We start from the raw sequence: 19,358 nt of genomic DNA on the forward strand, positions 1-19,358 counted from the left end.
GCAGTATGACGCGGGAAAAGGATCATGACGCTGCCCGCCCCCTATCCTCCGCTGGTTTCCGGCGGCGAGGGCCTGGATCGTTATCCGGCCGAGCCGACCGCGCTGACGGCTCGCATGGCCGCACTTTACGGCGTCGGCGCCGATCAGGTGCTGCCGACGCGCGGGCTGACGCACGGGCTGGAGTTGGTTTGGCGTCTGGCTGCGCGCGACGATCAGAAGGTGCAGGCGCCCGACGCCGAGCCCTATACGCAACTGGCCGCCCTCTACGCCCGCCCGGCCGACGACGCCGACACCGCCGCCGTGATCGTCCGCGCCCTCGGCTCGTCCGAGGCCGTGGCCGAGATGGCTGAGCGCGTCGCCCCCGCCCTGCTGGTCGTGGACGAGGGGCTGGTCGAGTTCGCCGAGGCGCCGTCCGCTGCGGCGGTGGTGAAGGATCACGCCAATCTGGTCGTGCTGCGCAGCCTGTCGCTGGCCTATGGGCTGGCCGGGGCGCGGGTCGGGGCGGCGGTCGCGCAGGCGCTGACGCACGCCCGGCTGGCGAGCGTGCTGGAGCCCTACGCCCTGCCCGAAGTTTCCGTGCGGCTGGCGATGCAGGCGCTGGACCCGTCGCGGATGATCGAGACGGCGACGCGCATCGACGCCGTGCGCCGCGAGCGCGTCCGTGTCGTCGAGGCCCTGTCGCGCATCATGGCGCTGGAGGCCGGGGTCGGGCCGGTGATCATCGCCAAGCCCTCCGACCCGGCGAGCGCAGTCGAGGCCCTTCGCCGCTATGGCTTGAGCGCCGATCCGGCGGGCGAACGCGTGCGCTTGCCCGTCTCGCTGAAGCCCGAGGTCAATGATCGCCTGCTGACCGCCCTGGGCGCCGCCAGCCCCGGCGTCCGCCGCAGCCGCGTCGGTCAAGCCATCCGCGACACCAAGGAGACGCGCATCGTCTGCGTCGTCGATCTGGACAGCGCCGGGCCGGTGCAGATCGAAACCGGCGTCGGCTTCTTCGACCACATGATCGAACAGGTGGCGGCGCACGGCGGGTTCTCCATCCGTCTGGCGTGCGAAGGCGACCTGCACATTGACCCGCATCACACGATCGAAGACTGCGCCATTGCGCTGGGGCAGGCGCTGAAACAGGCGCTGGGCGAGCGGCGCGGCATCGGCCGCTACGGCTTCGTCCTGCCGATGGACGAGGCCGAGGCGTCGGTCTCCATCGACCTGTCGGGGCGGCCCTATCCGGTGTTCGAAGGGACGTTCGCCACGCCGATGCTGGGCGATTACCGCACCGATCTGACAGCGCACGTCGTGCGGTCTCTGGCCGAAAACCTGGGCGCAGCGATCCACGTCCGCGTCACCGGCGACGACGACCACCACAAGACCGAAGCCGTGTTCAAGGCGCTGGGCCGCGCCCTGCGTCAGGCGATCCGCGTCGAAGGCGATGTGGTGCCCAGCACAAAGGGCGTGCTGTGAACGTCACCCTGATCGGCTACGGCTCGGGCAATGTCGCCTCGGTGCGGTTCGCGCTGGAGCGGCTGGGCGCGCGGGTGCGGATCACCGACGATCCCGCCGATGTGGCTGAAGCCGAGCGGATTATCCTGCCCGGCGTCGGCGCAGCCGGTTACGCCATGCAGCGGCTGAAGGCGCTGGGCCTGATCGAGCCGCTGCGGCGCTTCCCGCGTCCCTTGCTGGGCGTCTGTCTGGGCCAGCAGTTGCTGTTCGAGACGAGTGCGGAAGACGAGGACGCCGAGAACGGGGGCGCCGACCTGCTGGGTCTGATCCCCGGCCGGGTCGAGGCCATCCTGCCCGCCCCGTCGCGCCCCTCGCCGCACATGGGCTGGAGCCGCCTGAGCATCCGGCGCGACAATCCGCTGCTGGACGGCGTCCAGTCCGGCGACTGGGCCTATTTCGTCCACGGCTTTGTCTGCCCGGACGGCCCGGCGACCCTCGCCGCCGCCGATTACGGCATCGCTGTCCCCGCCGTAGTCAACAGCGCCAACCGCTGGGGTTGCCAGTTCCACCCGGAACGTTCGGCGGCCGCCGGGGCGCGTATTCTGAAGAACTTCCTGGAGTTGCCCGCGTGATCGTCTATCCCGCCATCGACCTGAAGGACGGCGTCTGCGTGCGGCTGATGCACGGGCGGTTCGATCAGGTGACCCGTTATGACGAGTCTCCGCCCGCACGTCTGGCCGCCTTTGCGGCAGAGGGCGCCCAATGGGTCCACGTGGTCGATCTGGACGGCGCCGAGGCCGGACGCGCCATGCAGCACGGCCTGATCGGAGAACTGGCGACCAGCGTCGCGGTGAAGATCCAGTCGGGCGGCGGCGTGCGCTCCGAAGCCGATGTCGAGCGTCTGCTGGCGGCGGGCGTCAGCCGCGTCGTGGTCGGATCGCTGGCCGTGACGAAGTCGGACGAGGTGCTGGCGTGGCTGGATCGTTTCGGGTCCGAGCGCATCACCCTGGCGCTGGACGTAAAGTATGAGGACGGCGTTCCGGTCCCGGCGCTGAAGGGCTGGACCCAGTCGGCGGGCGTCGATCTGTGGAGCGTGCTGGACCGCTATCCGTCCGACCTGCTCACCCATGTGCTGATGACCGATGTGGGCCGCGACGGCGCCCTGACCGGGCCGAACCTCGACCTGCTGGGCGAGGCGCGGACGCGGCGGCCAGAGCTGAAGATTCAGGCCTCGGGCGGGGTGGCGATGCTGGACGACCTGACCGCCGCGCGCGCCATCGGCTGCGACGGCGCCATCGTCGGGCGCGCCATCTATGAAGGCCGCTTCAGCGTGGCCGAGGCGCTGAAGGCGGTGTCTCAATGACCGCCCGGCGCATCATCCCCTGCCTCGACGTCAAGGACGGCCGGGTGGTCAAGGGCGTGCGGTTCGAGGGGCACGTCGACATGGGCGACGCCGCCGAGCTGGCCGCGCGCTATCGCGATCAGGGCGCCGACGAACTGGTCTTCTACGACATCACCGCCAGCCCTGAAGGACGCACGCTGGACTATGGCTGGGTGCAGGATATCGCCCGGCTGCTGGACATTCCCTTCTGCGTGGCGGGCGGCATCCGCACCGTGGAACAGGCGGCGCGCTGTCTCGACCACGGCGCGGACAAGGTGTCGATCAACTCGCCCGCGCTGGAGCGGCCCGAAATGATCCGCGAGATGGCTGCGCGGCTGGGGCGCCAGTGCGTCGTCGTCGGCGTCGACAGCGCCTTTCAGGACGGCGAATGGCGGGTGCATCAATATACCGGCGATCCAAATGCGCGGCGCGGCGCCGGGCGGCTGACGATGGACTGGATCGTCGAGGCGCAGGGGCTGGGCGCGGGCGAGATCGTGCTGAACTGCATCGATCAGGACGGGGTGCGCAAAGGGTATGACGTGGGCCAGCTGGCCGAGGCGCGACAGCGACTGACCATTCCGCTGGTGGCGTCCGGCGGGGCGGGGGCGGTGGAGCATTTCCGCGAGGTGTTCGTGCAGGCGGACGTGTCGGGCGCGCTGGCGGCCAGCGTGTTTCACTCGGGCGCGATCGCTGTGCCGGACTTGAAACGTTATCTGGATCAGCAGTGCGTGGAGGTGAGGATATGAACCGGCCCCTCCCCTCCCGCTCATCCCGGCGGACGCCGGGATCCAGTACTTTGGCCGCAAACGCAGACTTGCAGGCTCTCAGGCACATGATCTCCAACGCCGCGTCACGTGGCTCTTACTGGATCCCGGCGTCCGCCGGGATGAGCGGATTAGAATGATGCTCGACTTCCAATCCATCGACTTCGCCAAAGGAAATGGTCTGATCCCGGCCGTGGTGCAGGACGCGGACACGCTTCAGGTGCTGACGCTGGCCTATATGGACGAAGCGGCTCTGCGCGAGACGCTGGACAGCGGCCAGGCGACCTTCTTCTCACGCTCGCGCGGGGGGCGGTGGCGCAAGGGCGAGACGTCAGGGGACTTTCTCAACGTCGTCTCGGTGACGCCCGACTGCGACGGCGACGCCGTGGTGGTGAAGGTGCGTCCGGTCGGCAACGCCTGCCACCTGAACCGCATCAGCTGTTTCGGCGACGAGGACGCGCCGGGGCTGGGCCGCATCGGGCGGCTGGAGCGCACCATTCATGTCCGGGCTCAGGCCGATCCCAACAACAGCTGGACCGCACGGCTGATGGCGCAGGGGCCCAAACGCGCGGCCCAGAAGGTGGGCGAAGAGGGCGTCGAGACGGCTCTGGCCGGGGCGGCGGGAGATAATGCGGAACTCGCCAGCGAGGCGGCGGATTTGATCTATCACCTGCTGGTGCTTCTGCACGCCCGTGACATGGTGTTCCAGGACGTGCTGGACGTTCTGACCCGGCGGGCGGAACCGGCTGAAGATCAAGGCTGACGGCCCGCCGTGCGGGTCGGCCTTAAGCGAAGGAGACCTGAATGGCGGCGCTGATACTGTTCGGAGGCGGGGGCGACCTCGCCATGCGGATGCTGCTGCCGTCGCTGTATTTCCTTGATCACGACGGCCTTCTGCCGGACGGGCTGAAGATCATCGCCGCCGCGCGCACCGAAGAGACGACGGAGGCCTATCTGGAGAAGGTGCGCGAGGCGGTGCAGCCCCGCGCCGAAGCTGACGGCGCCTGGAGCGAAGACAGCTGGCGGCGATTGACTGGGCGGCTGGAATACATGGCCGTAGACGCCACCGACGCCGAGAGTCTGAAGCCGTTGAAGGCCCGCGCTGGCGAGGGCGCGATCACAGCCTTTCTGGCGGTGTCGCCGTCGCTGTATGGCCGCATCGTCACGGCCATGAAGACGGCTGGTCTGGCCGGTCCCGACGACCGCATCGTGCTGGAGAAGCCGGTCGGGCGCGATCTGGAGAGCTTCCGCGAAATCGACGACGCCGTGGCCCACGCCTTTGACGAGCGGCAGGTGTTCCGCATCGATCACTACCTGGGCAAGGAGACGGTGCAGAACCTGATCGCCCTGCGCTTCGGCAACGCCATCTTCGAGCCGCTGTGGAACAATCTGACCATCGATCACGTGCAGATCACGGTCGGAGAAACGGTCGGCGTCGGCGATCGCTGGCCCTATTACGACGAATACGGCGCCCTGCGGGACATGGTGCAGAACCACATGCTGCAGCTGTTATGTCTGGTGGCGATGGAGCCGCCCAGCGACCTGGACCCCGACTCGGTGCGCAATGAGAAGGTGAAGGTGCTGCGCTCGCTGCGCCCCGTCATGGCTGAGGACGCCGAGCGCGTGACCGTACGCGGCCAGTATACGGCCGGACAGGTCGAGGGGCGCTCGGTCGAGAGCTATGAAACCGAACGCGGCCAGCCGTCGGACACCGAGACCTTCGTCGCCATCCGCGCCGATATCGACAACTGGCGCTGGGCAGGCGTGCCCTTTTTCATGCGGACCGGCAAGCGGCTGGCCGAAAAGCGCACCGAGATCGTCATCCAGTTCAAGCCGGTGCCCCACTCCATCTTCGGTCACGGCGAGCGCGGGGACATCTATGACAACCGGCTGGTGATAGAGCTTCAGCCGGACGAAGACATCTCCCTGTCGGTGATGAACAAGAAGCCGGGGCTGGAGCAGCGGATGCAGCTTCAGCCGATCCAGATGAGTCTGTCGTGGGGGCAGCCAAAAAACACGAACGGGAAGGACGGCGCGGCTCCGCGTCGCCGCATCGCCTATGAGCGGCTGCTGCTGGACGCCCTGCATGGCGACTCCACCCTGTTTGTACGGCGAGACGAGGCCGAGCAGGCCTGGAAATGGGTGGATGAGGTGGCGGACGCCTGGTCGTGCCGCACGTGTCGGCCGCTGGACTATGGAGCAGGAAGCTGGGGGCCGGAGGCGGCGGACGTGCTGCTGTCGCGCACGGGCAGGAAGTGGAACGTGAGATGAGAAACGCCAACGCCCTTCCTTCTCCCCTCGGGGGAGAAGGTGGCCTGCGAAGCAGGACGGATGAGGGGGCTGTGTCCGCCCGCTCAACCTTTGAGGTTGCGTCTGCATTCGGCGTCCCCCTCATCCGAGCCGCGCTGCGGCCCACCTTCTCCCCCGAGGGGAGAAGGAGCGCGTTGGCATGATCGAGACCTTTCCCACCATCGACGTATGGGCGGACGCCGCCGCGCACCGACTGGCGGCAGCGCTTGAAGAAGGCTTGCGTGACCCGACGCAGAACGGCTGGGCGGTATTCGCAGGCGCCGGAGGCTCTACGCCGGAGCCGATCTATCAGCGCCTGTCCAAACTGCGCTCCTATCCCGCCTGGCAGCACACCTTCGTTACCCTTGTGGACGAGCGTTACGTGCCGGAGACATCACCAGAGTCGAACGCCGCCCTGCTCAAGCGCACGCTGATGAGAAATCAGGCAAAGGGTGCGGAGTTCCTGCCACTGTTCCGCTCCGCCGTGACGGTGGATCGTGCTGCGGCGCTCGCGACCCATGAACTGACTGTTGAACTGGAGAACAGCCGTCTGGACGCCGTCCTGCTGGGCATGGGCGAGGACGGGCATATCTGTTCGATGTTTCCCGGCAGTCCGACGCTGACTACCCTGCTGACGCCGGGGCTGAAACCCGCCGTCTATGGCGTGCCCGCCGGGCGCGACGGCGCGGCGCCGCCGCAGGAGCGGTTGACGCTCAACCTGCCGTGGCTGACGGAGGCTCGATGCGTGGTGCTGGCCCTGACGGGCGCGAACAAGCGCGCCGTGTTCGAGCGCGAGGCAGCGGGCGATCCGGCCGTCAGCCCCGTCGCCGCCCTGATCGCGGCGAACGCTCCTCTTGAAGTGTTGTGGACGGAGGCCGGGTGATGGCGCTCAATCCTGTGGTGGCCGAGGTCACCGACCGCATTGTCGCACGCAGCCGACAGACCCGCGCCGACTATCTGCGCCGCATGGACGCGGCGACGGGGTCGGGGTCGGGGCGGACCAAGCTGTCCTGCGCCAACTGGGCCCACGCCTTCGCCGGGCAGACCGTCGCCGATAAACTGACGGCCATGACCGGCGCCCAGCCGAACCTCGGCGTCGTCACCGCCTATAACGACATGCTGTCGGCGCACCATCCGTTCGAGCGCTTCCCCGAGATCATCCGACAGGCCGCGCGCGAGGCGGGCGCCACGGCCCAGGTGGCGGGCGGCGCCCCGGCCATGTGCGACGGCGTCACGCAAGGCCGCCCCGGCATGGAGCTGAGCCTGTTCAGTCGCGACGTCATCGCCATGTCGACGGGCGTGGCCCTGACCCACGACGCCTTCGACGCCGCCCTGATGCTGGGCGTGTGCGACAAGATCGTGCCGGGGCTTTTCATGGGCGCGCTGGCGTTCGGGCACCTGCCCGTCGTCTTCGCCCCGGCCGGGCCGATGCCCAGCGGCATCCCCAATGCCGAGAAGGCCCGGGTGCGCGCTGAATATGCGCAAGGGTTGATCGATCGCGCCGAGCTGCTGAAAAGCGAGATCGCCTCCTATCATTCGCCCGGCACCTGCACCTTCTACGGCACGGCCAACTCCAATCAGATGATGATGGAGATCGCTGGCCTGCATATGCCGTCCACCGCCTTCGTCCACCCGGACACCGGCCTGCGCGACGCCCTGACGGCGGCGGCGGCCCAGCGGGCGATCGAGCTGGCGCGCGAAGGCAAAGGCCGCATGGCCGACGTCGTGTCGGAAAAGACCATCGTCAACATGATCGTGGCCCTGCTGGCCACCGGCGGATCGACCAACCACGCCATCCATCTGGTCGCCATGGCGCGGGCGGCTGGCGTGCTGATCGACTGGACCGACATGGACCAGTTGTCCTCGGTCACGCCGCTGCTGGCGCGGGTCTATCCGAACGGGTCGGCCGATGTGAACGCTTTTCAGGCGGCGGGCGGGGTCGCCTTCGTCACCCGCGAACTGGTCGAGGCAGGCAACCTGCATCCCGATGTGACGACCATCATGGGCCAGGGGCTTGAGGCTTATTTCAAGGAGCCCCGGCTGGAGGACGGCGAACTGGTCTGGCGCGATACGGTGAAGGAGAGTCTGGACCTGACCATCCTGCGCCCCGCCTCGGACCCGTTCGACCGCGAGGGGGGGCTGCGACTGGTGCAGGGCGATCTGGGCCGGGCGGTGATCAAGATCTCGGCGGTCAAACCGCAGAACCGCATCGTCGAGGCCCCCGCCGCCGTGTTCGAGACGCAGGAGGACGCGCTGCAGGCCTTCAAGGACGGGAAGCTGGACCGCGATGTCGTGGTGGTGCTGCGCTTTCAGGGGCCTCGGGCCAACGGGATGCCGGAACTGCACAGCCTGTCGCCGGCGCTGGGCGTGCTGCAGGACAAGGGCTTCAGGGTCGCCTTCGTCACCGATGGCCGGATGTCGGGCGCCAGCGGCAAGACGCCCGCCGCCATCCACGTCAGCCCCGAGGCGCTGGCGGGCGGGCCTCTGGCCCATGTGCGCGACGGCGACGTGATCCGGCTGGACCCCGAGGCGGGGGTGCTGACTACGGTCGCCGTCGGAGACCTGAGCGCGCGTCCAGCGGCGGTGCGATCGCGCGCCCACGCCGAAGGCTCGTCCTGGGGTTATGGGCGCGAGCTGTTCGGCGCCTTCCGCCAGGCGGTGTCCACGGCGGAGGAAGGCGCCAGCGTCTGTTTCACCGCCCCCATCGGCGCCGACGGCCACGACGACGGCCCGCCCGATCCGAACCTGGTCGATCGCGCGGTGGACGCATGACGCAGGAGCGCATGACGCAGGAAAACATGACTCCGGCCCCGCTTCTGGTCGGCGACGTCGGCGGCACCAACGCCCGCTTCGCCCTGGCCCGCACCGTCGAGGGCCGCACGGTGCTGGAGCATTTCGACAGCTTTCCCGCCCGCACCTATCCGACCTTTCTGGAGGGCGTGGCCGCCTATCTGGACGGATGCCCCGTTCGGCCTGCCGGGGGAGTGATCGCTGTGGCCGGGCCGGTCACGAACGGCGCCATCGACATGACCAACTCGCCCTGGCGCGTGTCGGAGCAGGAGTTGCAGACGCTGGGCCTCGATCCCGTGCGGCTGATCAACGACTTCGAGGCCCAGGCCTGGGGTGCGCCGGTCGTGCCGCCGGATCAGCTGGCGTCGCTCGGCGGGCCGGACGAGGGCGATCCCCACGCCGCCATCGCCGTGGTCGGGCCCGGCACGGGCTTCGGCGTATCGGCCCTGGCGCGCGACGCCCAGGGGCGCGAGACCGCGCTGGCCAGCGAAGGCGGGCACGCCTGTTTCGCCCCCGGCGACGCGGTGGAGGACGAGGTGCTGCGCATCCTGCGACGCCGCTATGAACGGGTCTCGATCGAGCGGCTGATCTGCGGTCCCGGTCTGCTGAACCTGCATCGCGCCCTGGCCGAGATCGACGGCCGCGAGACCCATATCGACGACCCCGCCCAGATCACGGCCCAGGCGCTGGACGATCCGAACAGTGCATGCGGCGCCACCCTGGCCCGGTTCTGCGCCATGCTGGGCGCCGTGGCGGGCGACATCGCCCTGACCACCGGCGCGCGCGGCGGGGTCTATATCGCCGGGGGCATCGTCCCGCGCATCCTGCCCTTCATTCAGGCGAGCCCCTTCCGGCGCCGGTTCGAGCGCAAGGGGCGGTTTGAGGGCTATATGGCCGCCATACCGACGAAGGTGATCCTGCACGAACACGCCGCCCTGCTGGGGGCTGCGCGCGCAGGGTCGGCGCTGTCCGGCAAAATGATCACGGCCGCGTGAACCGAATTTGAAATACGGCGTTAATGGGGTTCATGAGTTCAGGAGATAGCAATTCCATGAAGAAGATCGCCCTCACCGCCGCCGCCCTGTTCGCCGTCGCCGGTCTCGTTGCCTGCAACCAAACCCCGGCTGAGCAAGCTGCGGACAGCCGCGCGGATGCGGTCGAAGCTCAAGGCGACGCCGCCGCCGACCAACTGAACGCCCAGGCCGACGCCACCGTCGCCCAGGCGCAGGCTCAGGCCGACGCCGTCAAGGCCGAGGCCGAACAGCAAGCCGACGCCATGAAGGCTCAAGCCGACAACGCCCAGCAGGCGGCCGGCGAGCGCGCCGACGCCATCAAGGACGCCGCCAAGCCCAACTAAGGTCGGCGATACCCTTATAGAAAAGGCCCCCGCCGCGCCTGCGACGGGGGCCTTTTTGATGGCCTATTCGACCTTGCCCTTCTCGAAGCCGGTCCAGCAGTCGTCGTAGTCCAGCTGCATCAACGGCGTCTGTTCGGCCCATTGCGTCGTGCGGATCGGCATCCGCGTCTCGAACATGAAGGCCAGGGTGTTCTCGATCCTGTGCGGCTTGAGGTCCGCCTTCGTCGCGCCGTCCCAGCTGGCCTGATCAGGGCCGTGGCCGCTCATGCGGTTGTGCAGCGAGGCGCCGCCGGGCGCGAACCCGCCCGCCTTGGCGTCGTATTCGCCGAAGATCAGCCCCATGAACTCGCTCATGACGTTGCGATGGAACCACGGCGGACGGAAGGTGTCCTCGGCCACCATCCAGCGCGGCGGGAAGATGACGAAGTCGCAGTTGGCCGTGCCGGGCGTGTCGCTGGGCGAGGTCAGGACGGTGAAGATCGACGGATCCGGGTGGTCGAAGCTGACCGTGCCGATGGTGTTGAACCGCGCCGTGTCATAGCGGCAGGGGGCGTAGTTGCCGTGCCAGGCCACAACGTCCAGCGGACTGTGATCGAAGGTGGTGGCCCACAGCTGGCCGCCGTATTTCTGAACGCACTGCGTCGGGCGATCCACGTCCTCGAACCAGGCGACGGGCGTCTCGAAGTCGCGCGGATTGGCCAGGCCGTTCGAGCCGATGGGGCCGAGGTCCGGCAGGCGGAAGGGCGCGCCGTAGTTCTCGCAGACATAGCCGCGCGCTTCACCGTCCACCTCGACGCGGAAGCGGACGCCGCGCGGGATGACGAGGATGTGGCCCGGCGCCGCCTCGATCACGCCCATCTCGGTGACGAAACGCTGCGTCCCCTGCTGCGGCACGATCAGCAGTTCGCCGTCGGCGGAATAGAAGACGCGGTCGACCATCGAGCGGTTGGCGACATAAAGGTGAACGCCCACCCCCGTGCCGGAATCGGCGCAACCGTTGCCGCCGTAGGTGGTCAGCCCCTCGACCCAGTCGGTCGGCTGGTCCGGCATGGGCAGCGGGTCCCAACGCATCCGGTTGGGATTGGGCGGCGTCTCGGTGAAGGGGCCGGACCGCACCCGGCCCTGCTCAAACGGCTGATACGGCCCGTGCTGGGCCGAGGGCCGCAGGCGATACAGCCAGCTGCGCAGATTGTGGTCGCGCGGGGCGGTGAAGGCCGTGCCCGACAGCTGTTCGGCATAGAGGCCCAGCGCCGGGCGCTGCGGCGAGTTGCGGCCGACCGGCAGGGCACCGTCGACCGCCTCGGTGGCGAAGTGGTTGGCGAAGCCGCTCTGATAGGCGGGCGCGTTGGATCGCGTCATATCGTTTCTCCCTTGACGAGAGATGTAAGCGATCCGCATCGCAGCGTCACCCCGAGGGGGATGACTTTGCCCTGGATCAAACCCGCCCAGGCATCATCCGTGTGCGAACAGGGATGAAGACGGGCGGGCTCGGCCGTCAGTCCTCGTCCATCTTGAGCGCGGCGATGAAGGCTTCCTGCGGGATCTCCACCTTGCCGAACTGGCGCATCCGCTTCTTGCCCGCCTTCTGCTTCTCCAGCAGCTTCTTCTTGCGGGTGGCGTCGCCGCCGTAGCATTTGGACGTCACGTCCTTGCGCAGGGCGCGGACGGTCTCGCGGGCGATGATCTTGCCGCCGATGGCCGCCTGGATCGGGATGGTGAACATATGCGGAGGGATCAGCTCCTTCATCTTCTCGACCATGCCGCGGCCGCGCGTCTCGGCGCGGGCGCGGTGGACCAGCATCGACAGGGCGTCCACCGGCTCGGCGTTGACCAGGATCGACATCTTCACCAGATCGCCGACCTTGTAATCGGTGATCTCATAGTCGAACGAGGCGTAACCCTTCGAGATCGACTTCAGCCGGTCGTAGAAGTCGAACACCACCTCGTTCAGCGGCAGCTCATAGACCACCAGGGCGCGGGCGCCGACGTAGGACAGTTCGATCTGGCTGCCGCGACGGTCCTGGCACAGCTTGATCACCCCGCCGAGGTATTCGTCGGGGGTCAGGATGGTGGCCTTGATCCACGGCTCGCTGATCGTCTCGATCTGCATGACGTCCGGCAGGTCGGCCGGGTTGTGCAGGTCGATCTCGGTCCCGTCGCGCAGGCCGATCTTGTAGACGACCGAAGGCGCCGTCGCGATCAGATCGAGGTTGAACTCGCGGCTCAGGCGCTCCTGGATGATCTCCAGATGCAGCAGCCCCAGGAAACCGCAGCGGAAACCGAAGCCGAGGGCGGCCGAAGATTCCATCTCATAGGTGAAGCTGGCGTCGTTCAGGCGCAGCTTGCCGATGGCGGCGCGCAGGTCCTCGAAATCGGCGGCGTCGACCGGGAACAGGCCGCAGAACACCACCGACTGGACTTCCTTGAAGCCCTTCAGCGGTTCGGCCGTGGGCTTCTTCTCGTCGGTGATGGTGTCGCCGACGGCGGCGTGAGCGACTTCCTTGATCTGGGCGGTGATGAAGCCGACCTCGCCGGGGCCAAGCTGCTCGACCGGGGTGTTCTTGGGCAGGAAGACGCCGACGCGGTCAACCAGATGGGTCGAGCCGGTCTGCATCATCTTGACGCGCATCCCCGCCTTCAGCACGCCGTCGAAGACGCGCACCAGCAGCACCACGCCCAGATAAGGGTCGTACCAGGCGTCGACCAGCATGGCCTTCAGCGGGGCGTTGATGTCGCCCTTGGGCGCAGGCAGGCGCGCGACGATGCCTTCCAGCACATTCTCGATGCCCAGACCCGACTTGGCCGAGCATTCGATGGCGTCCGAGGCATCCAGACCGATGACGTCCTCGATCTGGGCCTTGACCCGCTCCGGCTCGGCGGCGGGCAGGTCGATCTTGTTCAGGACCGGGACGATCTCGTGGTTGTTGTCGATGGCCTGATAGACGTTGGCCAGCGTCTGCGCCTCGACGCCCTGCGAGGCGTCCACCACCAGGATCGAGCCTTCACAGGCGGCCAGCGAGCGCGACACCTCATAGGCGAAGTCGACGTGGCCCGGCGTGTCCATCAGGTTCAGGACGTAGTCGAGCCCGTCCTTGGCCTTGTAGTTCAGGCGCACGGTCTGCGCCTTGATGGTGATGCCGCGCTCCTTCTCGATGTCCATGTTGTCGAGCACCTGCTCGGACATTTCGCGCGCGGTCAGGCCGCCCGTGAACTGGATCAGGCGGTCGGACAGGGTCGACTTGCCGTGGTCGATGTGGGCGACCACCGAGAAGTTGCGGATGCGTTCGATAGGGGGCGTCGTCATGGTCCGGCGCGCGTAGCACGGCGCGCGGCTTTGCGCCACGACGCTGACGCGCAAGGAGGCGAAGATCAGACCTCAGGGACGACCGGCGCCCTTCATCGCCGCTCAGGGGCGACGGAAAAACGCCGCCCGTCCCTGCATGAGGAACGGGCGGCGTCTCAGCCTTGGCGGGCGCTTGTTTAGCGCGCGCGGATGAAGGAGCGGATGTCGCTGGACAGCTTCTTCAGGTCGTCTTCACGCACGTACATCATGTGGCCGGCGTGGTAGTAGTGCCACTCGATGCGGCCGTCGGTCGGGAAGCCTGGACGGTTCAGCGAATATTCGGCGCCGAAGAAGGGGGTGGCGAAGTCGTAGTACCCCTGCCCCACCCAGACGCGCAGGCCGCTGTTCTCACGCAGGGCGCGGCCGATATAGGGGGCCACATTCAGATACTCAGCCCCGCCGCGCCCGGCGGAAGGAAGGTTCCAGTCCCAGCCGCGCGTGCCGCCGATCGAGGAATAGACCACGTCGGGCGAATACTTCAGGCCTTCGCGCGCCCAGGCGTTCATGGCGGCGGTATAGGCGCCGTCGATGCCGTAGAAGCTGGGGTCGTTGTCCGGCCGGTCGCCGGCGTTGTCATAGTCGACGCCGGTGTAGCGGGTGTCCAGACGGCCGATGGTCAGGCCGCGATCGCGCAGCAGCTCCTTGTAGAAACGGCTGGGCGACAGGCGCAGATTGGCGTTGCTCAGATAGGTCTGGGACACGCCGGTATAGCGCGACAACTGCGGCAGGATGGCCGCCCGCTCTTCCGCCGTCAGATCATTGCCCTTCAGCAGGGCGGTGGCGTAGGGACCGATGGCCCAGGCGCGGGCCTCGGCGACGAACTCTTCCACCGTGGCAGGCTTGTTCGGCACCTTGTCGTGATACCAGGCCGTTGCCGCCATCGACGGCAGATTGGTGACGAAGCCCAATTCATTGCCCTGCGCATCGGCCGCCAGGCTGAAGTCCAGGATCGACGAGATCAGCAGGATGCCGTTGATCGAAACGTCAGTATAGCTGCCTTCCAGCTCATGGATCACCGCCGCCGAACGCGTGGTGCCATAGCTTTCGCCGCCGATGAATTTCGGCGCATTCCAGCGGCCATGCTCGTTCAGCCACAGGCGGATGAACTCGGCGATCGACTTGGCGTCCTTGGTCACGCCCCAGTAATCGGCGGGGTCGGTCTTGCCTAGGGCGCGGCTGAAGCCGGTGCCGATCGGGTCGATGAAGACGATGTCGGTGACGTCCAGAAGGGAATCGACGTTGTCGATGATCGGGAACGGCGCGGCGCCGTCATCCTTGGCGTCGGAGGGCACGACCACGCGCTTGGGTCCGAAGGCGCCCATGTGCAGCCACAGCGAGCCCGAGCCAGGACCGCCGTTCCACAGGAACGTCACGGGACGGTTCGGATCGGTCGGGCCTTCCTTGATGTAGCTGTAGGAGACCATAGCCGCGAGCGGCTTGCCGTCCTTGTCCTTCAGATAGGTCTCGCCGGCGATGGCGCGGTAGGCGATGCGCTGCCCGCCGAAGACGCCGGTGTGGCGGGTCTCGGACATCACGGGCGGCGGAATGGCCGCCTCGCCACGTTCACGCGCCGCATCCGAACGCGCCCCGGCCGGCGCCGCGTCCTGAGCCATGACCGGCCCGGCCAGAGCGAGCGCCGACACCGCGGCGACAAGCAGTTTCTTCATCATCAACCCCCAATAAGCGTCACGGCTCCCCTCGAGAGCCAGGCGCGCAAACAAGCGTCGCCAATGGGGGATTGGGCGGCAAGCTACGCCGAATGTAAACCAAGGGCCCGCGCAGAAATCCCGGACAGATCGATGACGCCACGACCATTTGCCGAAGAAAATGCGACCCCGGACAGCAAGAGGCTCGAAGCTGGCGAACAGCTCGTCACACGCCGACAGAGGCAAGCCCGGCGCAAGTGAAACCGCCTCGCGCCACGCATCCCAGATAACTGCTTGAAAAGAATGGTGGACGCGACAGGGATTGAACCTGTGACCCCTACGATGTCAACGTAGTGCTCTCCCGCTGAGCTACGCGTCCGCCTGTTCTGCGGCCCCTCGGCGTTTGGCCGGTGGGCGGGAAGGCGGCGTCTATAACCCGCAGTTTGCGGGGGCTGCAAGGGGGTTCGGCGCCTTTCTCCGACTTTTCTTTCGCTTAGGCCGCGATCATGCGTTCGACCTCGTTCACCAGGTCGCGCAGGTGGACGGGTTTGGAGAGGACCTTGGCCTGGGGCGACGCCTGGGCGGCGCTGAGGGCGACGGCGGCGAAGCCGGTGATGAACATGATGCGCAGGCCCGGCTGGCGGGCGGCGGCGACACGGGCGACCTCGATCCCGTCGGCGCCCGGCATGACGATGTCGGTCAGCAGCAGGTCGTAGGGGCCCTGGTCCAGAGCGTCGATGGCGTCGTCGCCGTTCTCGCAGGCCACGACCTCATGGTCGGCCCGCTCGAGCGCGCGGGTCAGGAAGCCGCGAAGGGAGTTGTCGTCTTCGGCCAGAAGAATGCGCGCCATGATCGAGTCTAAACCGTTGGAAATCAGCCGACAGCCTAGGCAGGCCGGGTAAACCGGCGATGAAGAGGAAGGGCGACCTCGCCAGACGCGCCTTTGCGCGCGAAGCAGGCTATGGGCGAAGCATGGATGCGCCTCAGTCGCCCTTCTGGATCGTACCGGCCGACGCCGGGCGCGCGACGCCGTTGGTGTTCGCCTCGCCGCATTCGGGAGACATCTATCCGGAGGACATGAAGACCGCCGCCTCTGTCCGCGCCGTCCGCAGCGCAGAGGACGCCGCCGTAAATCAATTGATCGACTGCGGGCCGAAGGAGGGCGCCGCCGTGATCGCCGCGCGGTTCGGCCGGGCCTATGTCGATCTGAACAGGGCGCCGGACGAGTGGGATCCGGCCCTGATCATCGCCGCGGACGAAGCGCCTGCCACCGCCAAGGCTCTGGCCGGATACGGCGTGGTGGCCCGTCTGGCGGGAGACGGGACGCCTCTTTACGATCGACGCCTGACCAAGAGCGAGGCCGAGGCGCGGGTGACGCAGGTTCATGCCCCCTATCACGCGGCCCTGACGCAGATGATGCAGGCGACGCGATCGCGCGTCGGGCGGGCGGTGCTGGTCGACTGGCACTCCATGCCTGCGCGGGCGACAGGCGGCGCGGTGGACGTAGTGCTGGGCGACCGGCATGGGACCAGTTGCGACGTGGCGTTAACGCGGCGGCTGCGACGGCTGTTCGAAGCGCAGGGGCTGACGGTCGGGCTGAACCGGCCCTATGCGGGCGGCTATGCGACCCAGCGGTGGGGACGGCCGGACGAGGGCTTTGAGGCCATCCAGGTGGAACTGAGCCGGGGCCTGTACTGGGACGAGGCCGCCTGGGCCCCCTCCCCCGGCTGGAACCGCTGCCGCTCGGCCCTGCGACGGGTGATCGCCGAACTGTGCGCCGACTGGCGCGCCTGACGACAGGTCGCCTGACGATTGGGCGCGGGACAAAAAAAGAGCCGCGCCAAACGGCGCGGCTTTGGAAAGTCTATAGGGAGGAAACGCCCAGGAAGGGCAAGACGCCCGAAAGCGTCGAAAGCAAAGTTAGTTTGCAGCGCACAAAAAAACAAGGCCCGATTCAACCTTATACAATCACGGGATGTTACGAAGTTTGGCCATTCTCCAGGCGCCGGGCGTCATGGCCGACTTCGCAACTGCGAGATGGCCTAGCCCCGCTCCAGCAGGCGCCGGGCCTGGCGAATGGCGCCGGCGGCGGGGGAGGCCAGTTGGCGCCAGGCCAGCAGCGCGAACACAGACACTGCGCCGAGCAGCAGCCACAGCGGCCCGAACAGCCAGGCGGCGGCGGCCAGGGCGAAATAATAGCCGCGCACGCCCTGATTGAAGTTGGTCAGGGCGGGATTGAGCACCCGCGCCACGGCCCGGCCATAGGCGACGCGGTCGGCCTCTTCATGGATTTCAGGCGCCGCGCCGATCAGGGCGACGGTGTAATTCAGCTGGCGCAGCGCCCAGATGAAGTCGAGGAAGCCGCGCGCCAGGCACAGCAGCACCAGAGCCAGCTTGGCCTCCATCAGGCGCGGTGTGACGGCCTCGGCGCCGACGGCGGCGAAACCGCGCATGGCCGCCTCCCCTCCGAACAGCACGCCCGCCACGGCGGCGATCAGCAGCAGATTGGTTGAGGCGAAGAAGGAGCCCGAGTTGATCGAATGGCCCAGCAGCTGGCTGTCGATCAGCCGCATCTCGCGGTGGGTCATGGCGCGCATCCAGGCGTCGCGCACCGACAGCATGTCCACGTTGAGCGAGCCGCTGCGTCGCGCTGTCAGACGCATCAGCGGGCCATAGCCCAACCAGGCTATGACGAAGACGAACAGGGCGATCCAATCGAACAGACTCATGCCTGATTGACGCCACGTCGGCCCGCGCAAGGCAAGCGTGATCGCCGCGACGCTTGCCGTAAAGGCGCGCAAAGCTTATCACGCGCGTCAATTCTCCCCGTTCGCACCTGCAACAAGAGCGTACCATGAACATCGACGCCATCCCGGTCGGCCCCAACGCGCCGTGGGACATCAACGTCATCATCGAGATCCCGCAGGGCGGCCTGCCGGTGAAGTATGAGATGGACAAGGACTCCGGCGCCCTGTTCGTCGACCGCTTCCTGCACACCGCCATGTACTATCCGGGCAACTACGGTTTCGTGCCGCACACCCTGTCGGACGACGGCGACCCCTGCGACGTGATCGTGCTGAATCCGACGCCGGTGGTGCCGGGCTGCGTCATCCGCTCGCGCCCGATCGGCGTGCTGAAGATGGTCGATGAAGCCGGCGGCGACGAAAAGATCCTGGCCGTGCCGGTCGACAAGCTGAACCCTTATTACACCGAGGTCTCCAGCTACCGTCAGCTGCCCGCCATCCTGATCGAGCAGATCGAGCACTTCTTCACCCGCTACAAGGATCTGGAAAAGGGCAAGTCGGTCAAGGTCAACGGCTGGGGCGACGCGGGCGAAGCCGCAGAGCTGATCGCCGCCGGCATGGCCGCTCACCAGGCCAAGCTGGCCGCCAAGCACGAAGCCGCCGCCTGATCGGCGCGCGTGTCTGAAAATGAAGAGGTCCCGCTGGAAACGGCGGGGCCTCTTTTTTTGGGCGCTATCGCTCGCCGCGCGGCGGCTCGCTGCTTAAGCGCGACCTTCTCCCTCCCCTTCATGGGGAGGGTGGTCGGAGCGAAGCGGAGACCGGGTGGGGAGGGCCAAGCGACCCTGGCCTCGGCGCTTGAATGACCCGGCCGCCCCCACCCGGCTTCGCCTTTCAGGCTCAGCCACCCTCCCCATGAAGGGGAGGGAGAGCCGTTTTACCTCTCCCTGAACGCCGCAATCGCTTCGACCGTCCGGCGCACCTGCGCCTCTATCCCCGCCCAGTCCTTCGCCTCGATGGCGGCCTTGGTGATCAACTTGGACCCCATGCCCGCCGCGACGATGCCCGCGCCGAACCATTCGCGGATGGAGACTTCGTCCGGGTCGACCCCGCCTGTCGGCATGATCTTGGTCCACGGCATCGGCCCCAGCACCGCCTTGACGAAGTCCGCCCCGCCGACCGCGGCGCCGGGGAACAGCTTGACGATCTCGCAGCCCAGACCTTGGGCCTCGGAGATATCGCGCACCGAGCCGCAGCCGGGCGAATAGGCCACCATCCGGCGGTTGCAGACCTGCGCCACCTCGGGGACCAGACAGGGGCTGACCACAAACCGCGCGCCCGACGCCAGATAGAGGGCCGCCGTCGCCGCATCCAGGATCGAGCCGACGCCCAGCAGGATATCCGGGTCCGTCCGCGCGAATTCCTTCGACAGGGCGGTGAACGTCTCCCACGCGAAGTCGCCGCGATTGGTGAACTCCACCGCCCTTGCGCCGCCGCGCGCGCAGGCCCGGATCACTTCGGCGCAGACCTCGGCGTCGGGGTGGTAGAAGACGGGCACCACCCCTTGCGTCTCTATGGCGGTCAGCACGGCGAGGCGGTCGTGACGCATG

18 protein-coding genes and 1 tRNA gene are annotated in these 19,358 nt (G+C 67.6%); 12 read left to right on the forward strand and 7 right to left on the reverse strand.

Features of this window, described 5'->3' with window-relative positions; genetic code table 11:
- Positions 1 to 24 precede the first annotated feature (24 nt).
- From hisB to H556_RS0106960, 10 genes are all read left to right on the forward strand, one after another.
- A complete protein-coding gene (gene hisB, locus H556_RS0106915; RefSeq protein ID WP_024353747.1) occupies positions 25 to 1,458 on the forward strand; it encodes an imidazoleglycerol-phosphate dehydratase HisB in 1,434 nt (477 codons plus the stop codon).
- Complete coding sequence (gene hisH / locus H556_RS0106920; RefSeq protein WP_024353748.1) at positions 1,455 to 2,069, forward strand: imidazole glycerol phosphate synthase subunit HisH; 615 nt, start codon at positions 1,455 to 1,457, stop codon at positions 2,067 to 2,069. The genes hisB and hisH overlap by 4 nt, the downstream gene beginning before the upstream one ends.
- Positions 2,066 to 2,800: a 1-(5-phosphoribosyl)-5-[(5-phosphoribosylamino)methylideneamino]imidazole-4-carboxamide isomerase gene (hisA, locus tag H556_RS0106925; RefSeq protein ID WP_024353749.1), complete on the forward strand. Its 735-nt coding sequence runs from the start codon at positions 2,066 to 2,068 to the stop codon at positions 2,798 to 2,800. Before hisH ends, hisA begins: the two co-directional genes overlap by 4 nt.
- Complete coding sequence (gene hisF / locus H556_RS0106930; RefSeq protein WP_024353750.1) at positions 2,797 to 3,564, forward strand: imidazole glycerol phosphate synthase subunit HisF; 768 nt, start codon at positions 2,797 to 2,799, stop codon at positions 3,562 to 3,564. Before hisA ends, hisF begins: the two co-directional genes overlap by 4 nt.
- A gap of 157 nt (positions 3,565 to 3,721) precedes the next feature.
- Positions 3,722 to 4,345, forward strand: coding sequence for a bifunctional phosphoribosyl-AMP cyclohydrolase/phosphoribosyl-ATP diphosphatase HisIE (hisIE, locus tag H556_RS0106935; RefSeq protein WP_024353751.1), 624 nt, complete (start codon positions 3,722 to 3,724; stop codon positions 4,343 to 4,345).
- 41 nt (positions 4,346 to 4,386) lie between these two features.
- Entirely contained in the window at positions 4,387 to 5,853 is a 1,467-nt protein-coding gene (zwf, locus tag H556_RS0106940) for a glucose-6-phosphate dehydrogenase (protein ID WP_024353752.1), read from the forward strand.
- 178 nt (positions 5,854 to 6,031) lie between these two features.
- Complete coding sequence (gene pgl / locus H556_RS0106945; RefSeq protein WP_024353753.1) at positions 6,032 to 6,754, forward strand: 6-phosphogluconolactonase; 723 nt, start codon at positions 6,032 to 6,034, stop codon at positions 6,752 to 6,754.
- A complete protein-coding gene (gene edd / locus H556_RS0106950) occupies positions 6,754 to 8,643 on the forward strand; it encodes a phosphogluconate dehydratase (protein ID WP_024353754.1) in 1,890 nt (629 codons plus the stop codon). Before pgl ends, edd begins: the two co-directional genes overlap by 1 nt.
- A gap of 11 nt (positions 8,644 to 8,654) precedes the next feature.
- A complete protein-coding gene (gene glk / locus H556_RS0106955) occupies positions 8,655 to 9,656 on the forward strand; it encodes a glucokinase (protein ID WP_024353755.1) in 1,002 nt (333 codons plus the stop codon).
- 56 nt (positions 9,657 to 9,712) lie between these two features.
- Complete coding sequence (locus H556_RS0106960) at positions 9,713 to 10,018, forward strand: hypothetical protein (RefSeq protein WP_024353756.1); 306 nt, start codon at positions 9,713 to 9,715, stop codon at positions 10,016 to 10,018.
- A 63-nt stretch (positions 10,019 to 10,081) separates the two neighbouring features.
- On the opposite strand, the gene hmgA is transcribed toward H556_RS0106960, so the two are convergent.
- The 5 genes from hmgA to cpdR all read right to left on the reverse strand — a co-directional run bounded on the left by hmgA (position 10,082) and on the right by cpdR (position 15,857).
- Positions 10,082 to 11,377, reverse strand: a complete 1,296-nt coding sequence (hmgA, locus tag H556_RS0106965; RefSeq protein WP_024353757.1) for a homogentisate 1,2-dioxygenase — start codon at positions 11,375 to 11,377, stop codon at positions 10,082 to 10,084.
- Positions 11,378 to 11,513: 136 nt separating this feature from the next.
- The gene (gene lepA / locus H556_RS0106970; protein WP_024353758.1) at positions 11,514 to 13,322 is read right to left on the reverse strand and encodes a translation elongation factor 4; all 1,809 of its coding nucleotides are present in this window, start codon (positions 13,320 to 13,322) and stop codon (positions 11,514 to 11,516) included.
- A gap of 176 nt (positions 13,323 to 13,498) precedes the next feature.
- Complete coding sequence (locus H556_RS0106975; RefSeq protein ID WP_245559432.1) at positions 13,499 to 15,031, reverse strand: S10 family peptidase; 1,533 nt, start codon at positions 15,029 to 15,031, stop codon at positions 13,499 to 13,501.
- Positions 15,032 to 15,311: 280 nt separating this feature from the next.
- A tRNA-Val gene (locus tag H556_RS0106980) sits at positions 15,312 to 15,386 on the reverse strand.
- Between the two features lie 114 nt (positions 15,387 to 15,500).
- Entirely contained in the window at positions 15,501 to 15,857 is a 357-nt protein-coding gene (gene cpdR / locus H556_RS0106985; RefSeq protein WP_003166166.1) for a cell cycle two-component system response regulator CpdR, read from the reverse strand.
- A gap of 122 nt (positions 15,858 to 15,979) precedes the next feature.
- On the opposite strand from cpdR, the gene H556_RS0106990 reads away from it, so the two are divergent.
- A complete protein-coding gene (locus H556_RS0106990) occupies positions 15,980 to 16,801 on the forward strand; it encodes an N-formylglutamate amidohydrolase (protein WP_024353760.1) in 822 nt (273 codons plus the stop codon).
- Positions 16,802 to 17,049: 248 nt separating this feature from the next.
- Here H556_RS0106990 and H556_RS0106995 read toward each other — a convergent pair whose 3' ends face one another.
- Positions 17,050 to 17,736, reverse strand: coding sequence for a DUF599 domain-containing protein (locus H556_RS0106995; RefSeq protein WP_024353761.1), 687 nt, complete (start codon positions 17,734 to 17,736; stop codon positions 17,050 to 17,052).
- A 125-nt stretch (positions 17,737 to 17,861) separates the two neighbouring features.
- Between H556_RS0106995 and ppa the strand changes: the two genes are divergently transcribed.
- Entirely contained in the window at positions 17,862 to 18,419 is a 558-nt protein-coding gene (ppa, locus tag H556_RS0107000; RefSeq protein WP_024353762.1) for an inorganic diphosphatase, read from the forward strand.
- Positions 18,420 to 18,685: 266 nt separating this feature from the next.
- Here the strand turns inward: ppa and H556_RS0107005 are convergent, their stop codons facing one another.
- On the reverse strand, positions 18,686 to 19,357 hold the full coding sequence (locus H556_RS0107005) for a bifunctional 4-hydroxy-2-oxoglutarate aldolase/2-dehydro-3-deoxy-phosphogluconate aldolase (RefSeq protein ID WP_024353763.1): 672 nt from the start codon (positions 19,355 to 19,357) through the stop codon (positions 18,686 to 18,688).
- Position 19,358 lies beyond the last annotated feature (1 nt).

Source organism: Brevundimonas naejangsanensis DSM 23858, assembly GCF_000421705.1.
Lineage (GTDB): Bacteria > Pseudomonadota > Alphaproteobacteria > Caulobacterales > Caulobacteraceae > Brevundimonas > Brevundimonas naejangsanensis.

Excerpts from the sequence above, each read along its gene's own strand:
- H556_RS0106990 (WP_024353760.1), top strand. The coding sequence starts at position 15,980 with ATGGATGCGCCTCAGTCGCCCTTCTGGATCGTACCGGCCGACGCCGGG.
- H556_RS0107005 (WP_024353763.1), bottom strand. The coding sequence starts at position 19,357 with ATGCGTCACGACCGCCTCGCCGTGCTGACCGCCATAGAGACGCAAGGG.
- hisF (WP_024353750.1), top strand. The coding sequence starts at position 2,797 with ATGACCGCCCGGCGCATCATCCCCTGCCTCGACGTCAAGGACGGCCGG.
- pgl (WP_024353753.1), top strand. The coding sequence starts at position 6,032 with ATGATCGAGACCTTTCCCACCATCGACGTATGGGCGGACGCCGCCGCG.
- H556_RS0106975 (WP_245559432.1), bottom strand. The coding sequence starts at position 15,031 with ATGATGAAGAAACTGCTTGTCGCCGCGGTGTCGGCGCTCGCTCTGGCC.
- zwf (WP_024353752.1), top strand. The coding sequence starts at position 4,387 with ATGGCGGCGCTGATACTGTTCGGAGGCGGGGGCGACCTCGCCATGCGG.
- hisIE (WP_024353751.1), top strand. The coding sequence starts at position 3,722 with ATGCTCGACTTCCAATCCATCGACTTCGCCAAAGGAAATGGTCTGATC.
- hisB (WP_024353747.1), top strand. The coding sequence starts at position 25 with ATGACGCTGCCCGCCCCCTATCCTCCGCTGGTTTCCGGCGGCGAGGGC.
- cpdR (WP_003166166.1), bottom strand. The coding sequence starts at position 15,857 with ATGGCGCGCATTCTTCTGGCCGAAGACGACAACTCCCTTCGCGGCTTC.
- H556_RS0106960 (WP_024353756.1), top strand. The coding sequence starts at position 9,713 with ATGAAGAAGATCGCCCTCACCGCCGCCGCCCTGTTCGCCGTCGCCGGT.
- lepA (WP_024353758.1), bottom strand. The coding sequence starts at position 13,322 with ATGACGACGCCCCCTATCGAACGCATCCGCAACTTCTCGGTGGTCGCC.
- hmgA (WP_024353757.1), bottom strand. The coding sequence starts at position 11,377 with ATGACGCGATCCAACGCGCCCGCCTATCAGAGCGGCTTCGCCAACCAC.
- H556_RS0106995 (WP_024353761.1), bottom strand. The coding sequence starts at position 17,736 with ATGAGTCTGTTCGATTGGATCGCCCTGTTCGTCTTCGTCATAGCCTGG.
- ppa (WP_024353762.1), top strand. The coding sequence starts at position 17,862 with ATGAACATCGACGCCATCCCGGTCGGCCCCAACGCGCCGTGGGACATC.
- glk (WP_024353755.1), top strand. The coding sequence starts at position 8,655 with ATGACGCAGGAAAACATGACTCCGGCCCCGCTTCTGGTCGGCGACGTC.
- edd (WP_024353754.1), top strand. The coding sequence starts at position 6,754 with ATGGCGCTCAATCCTGTGGTGGCCGAGGTCACCGACCGCATTGTCGCA.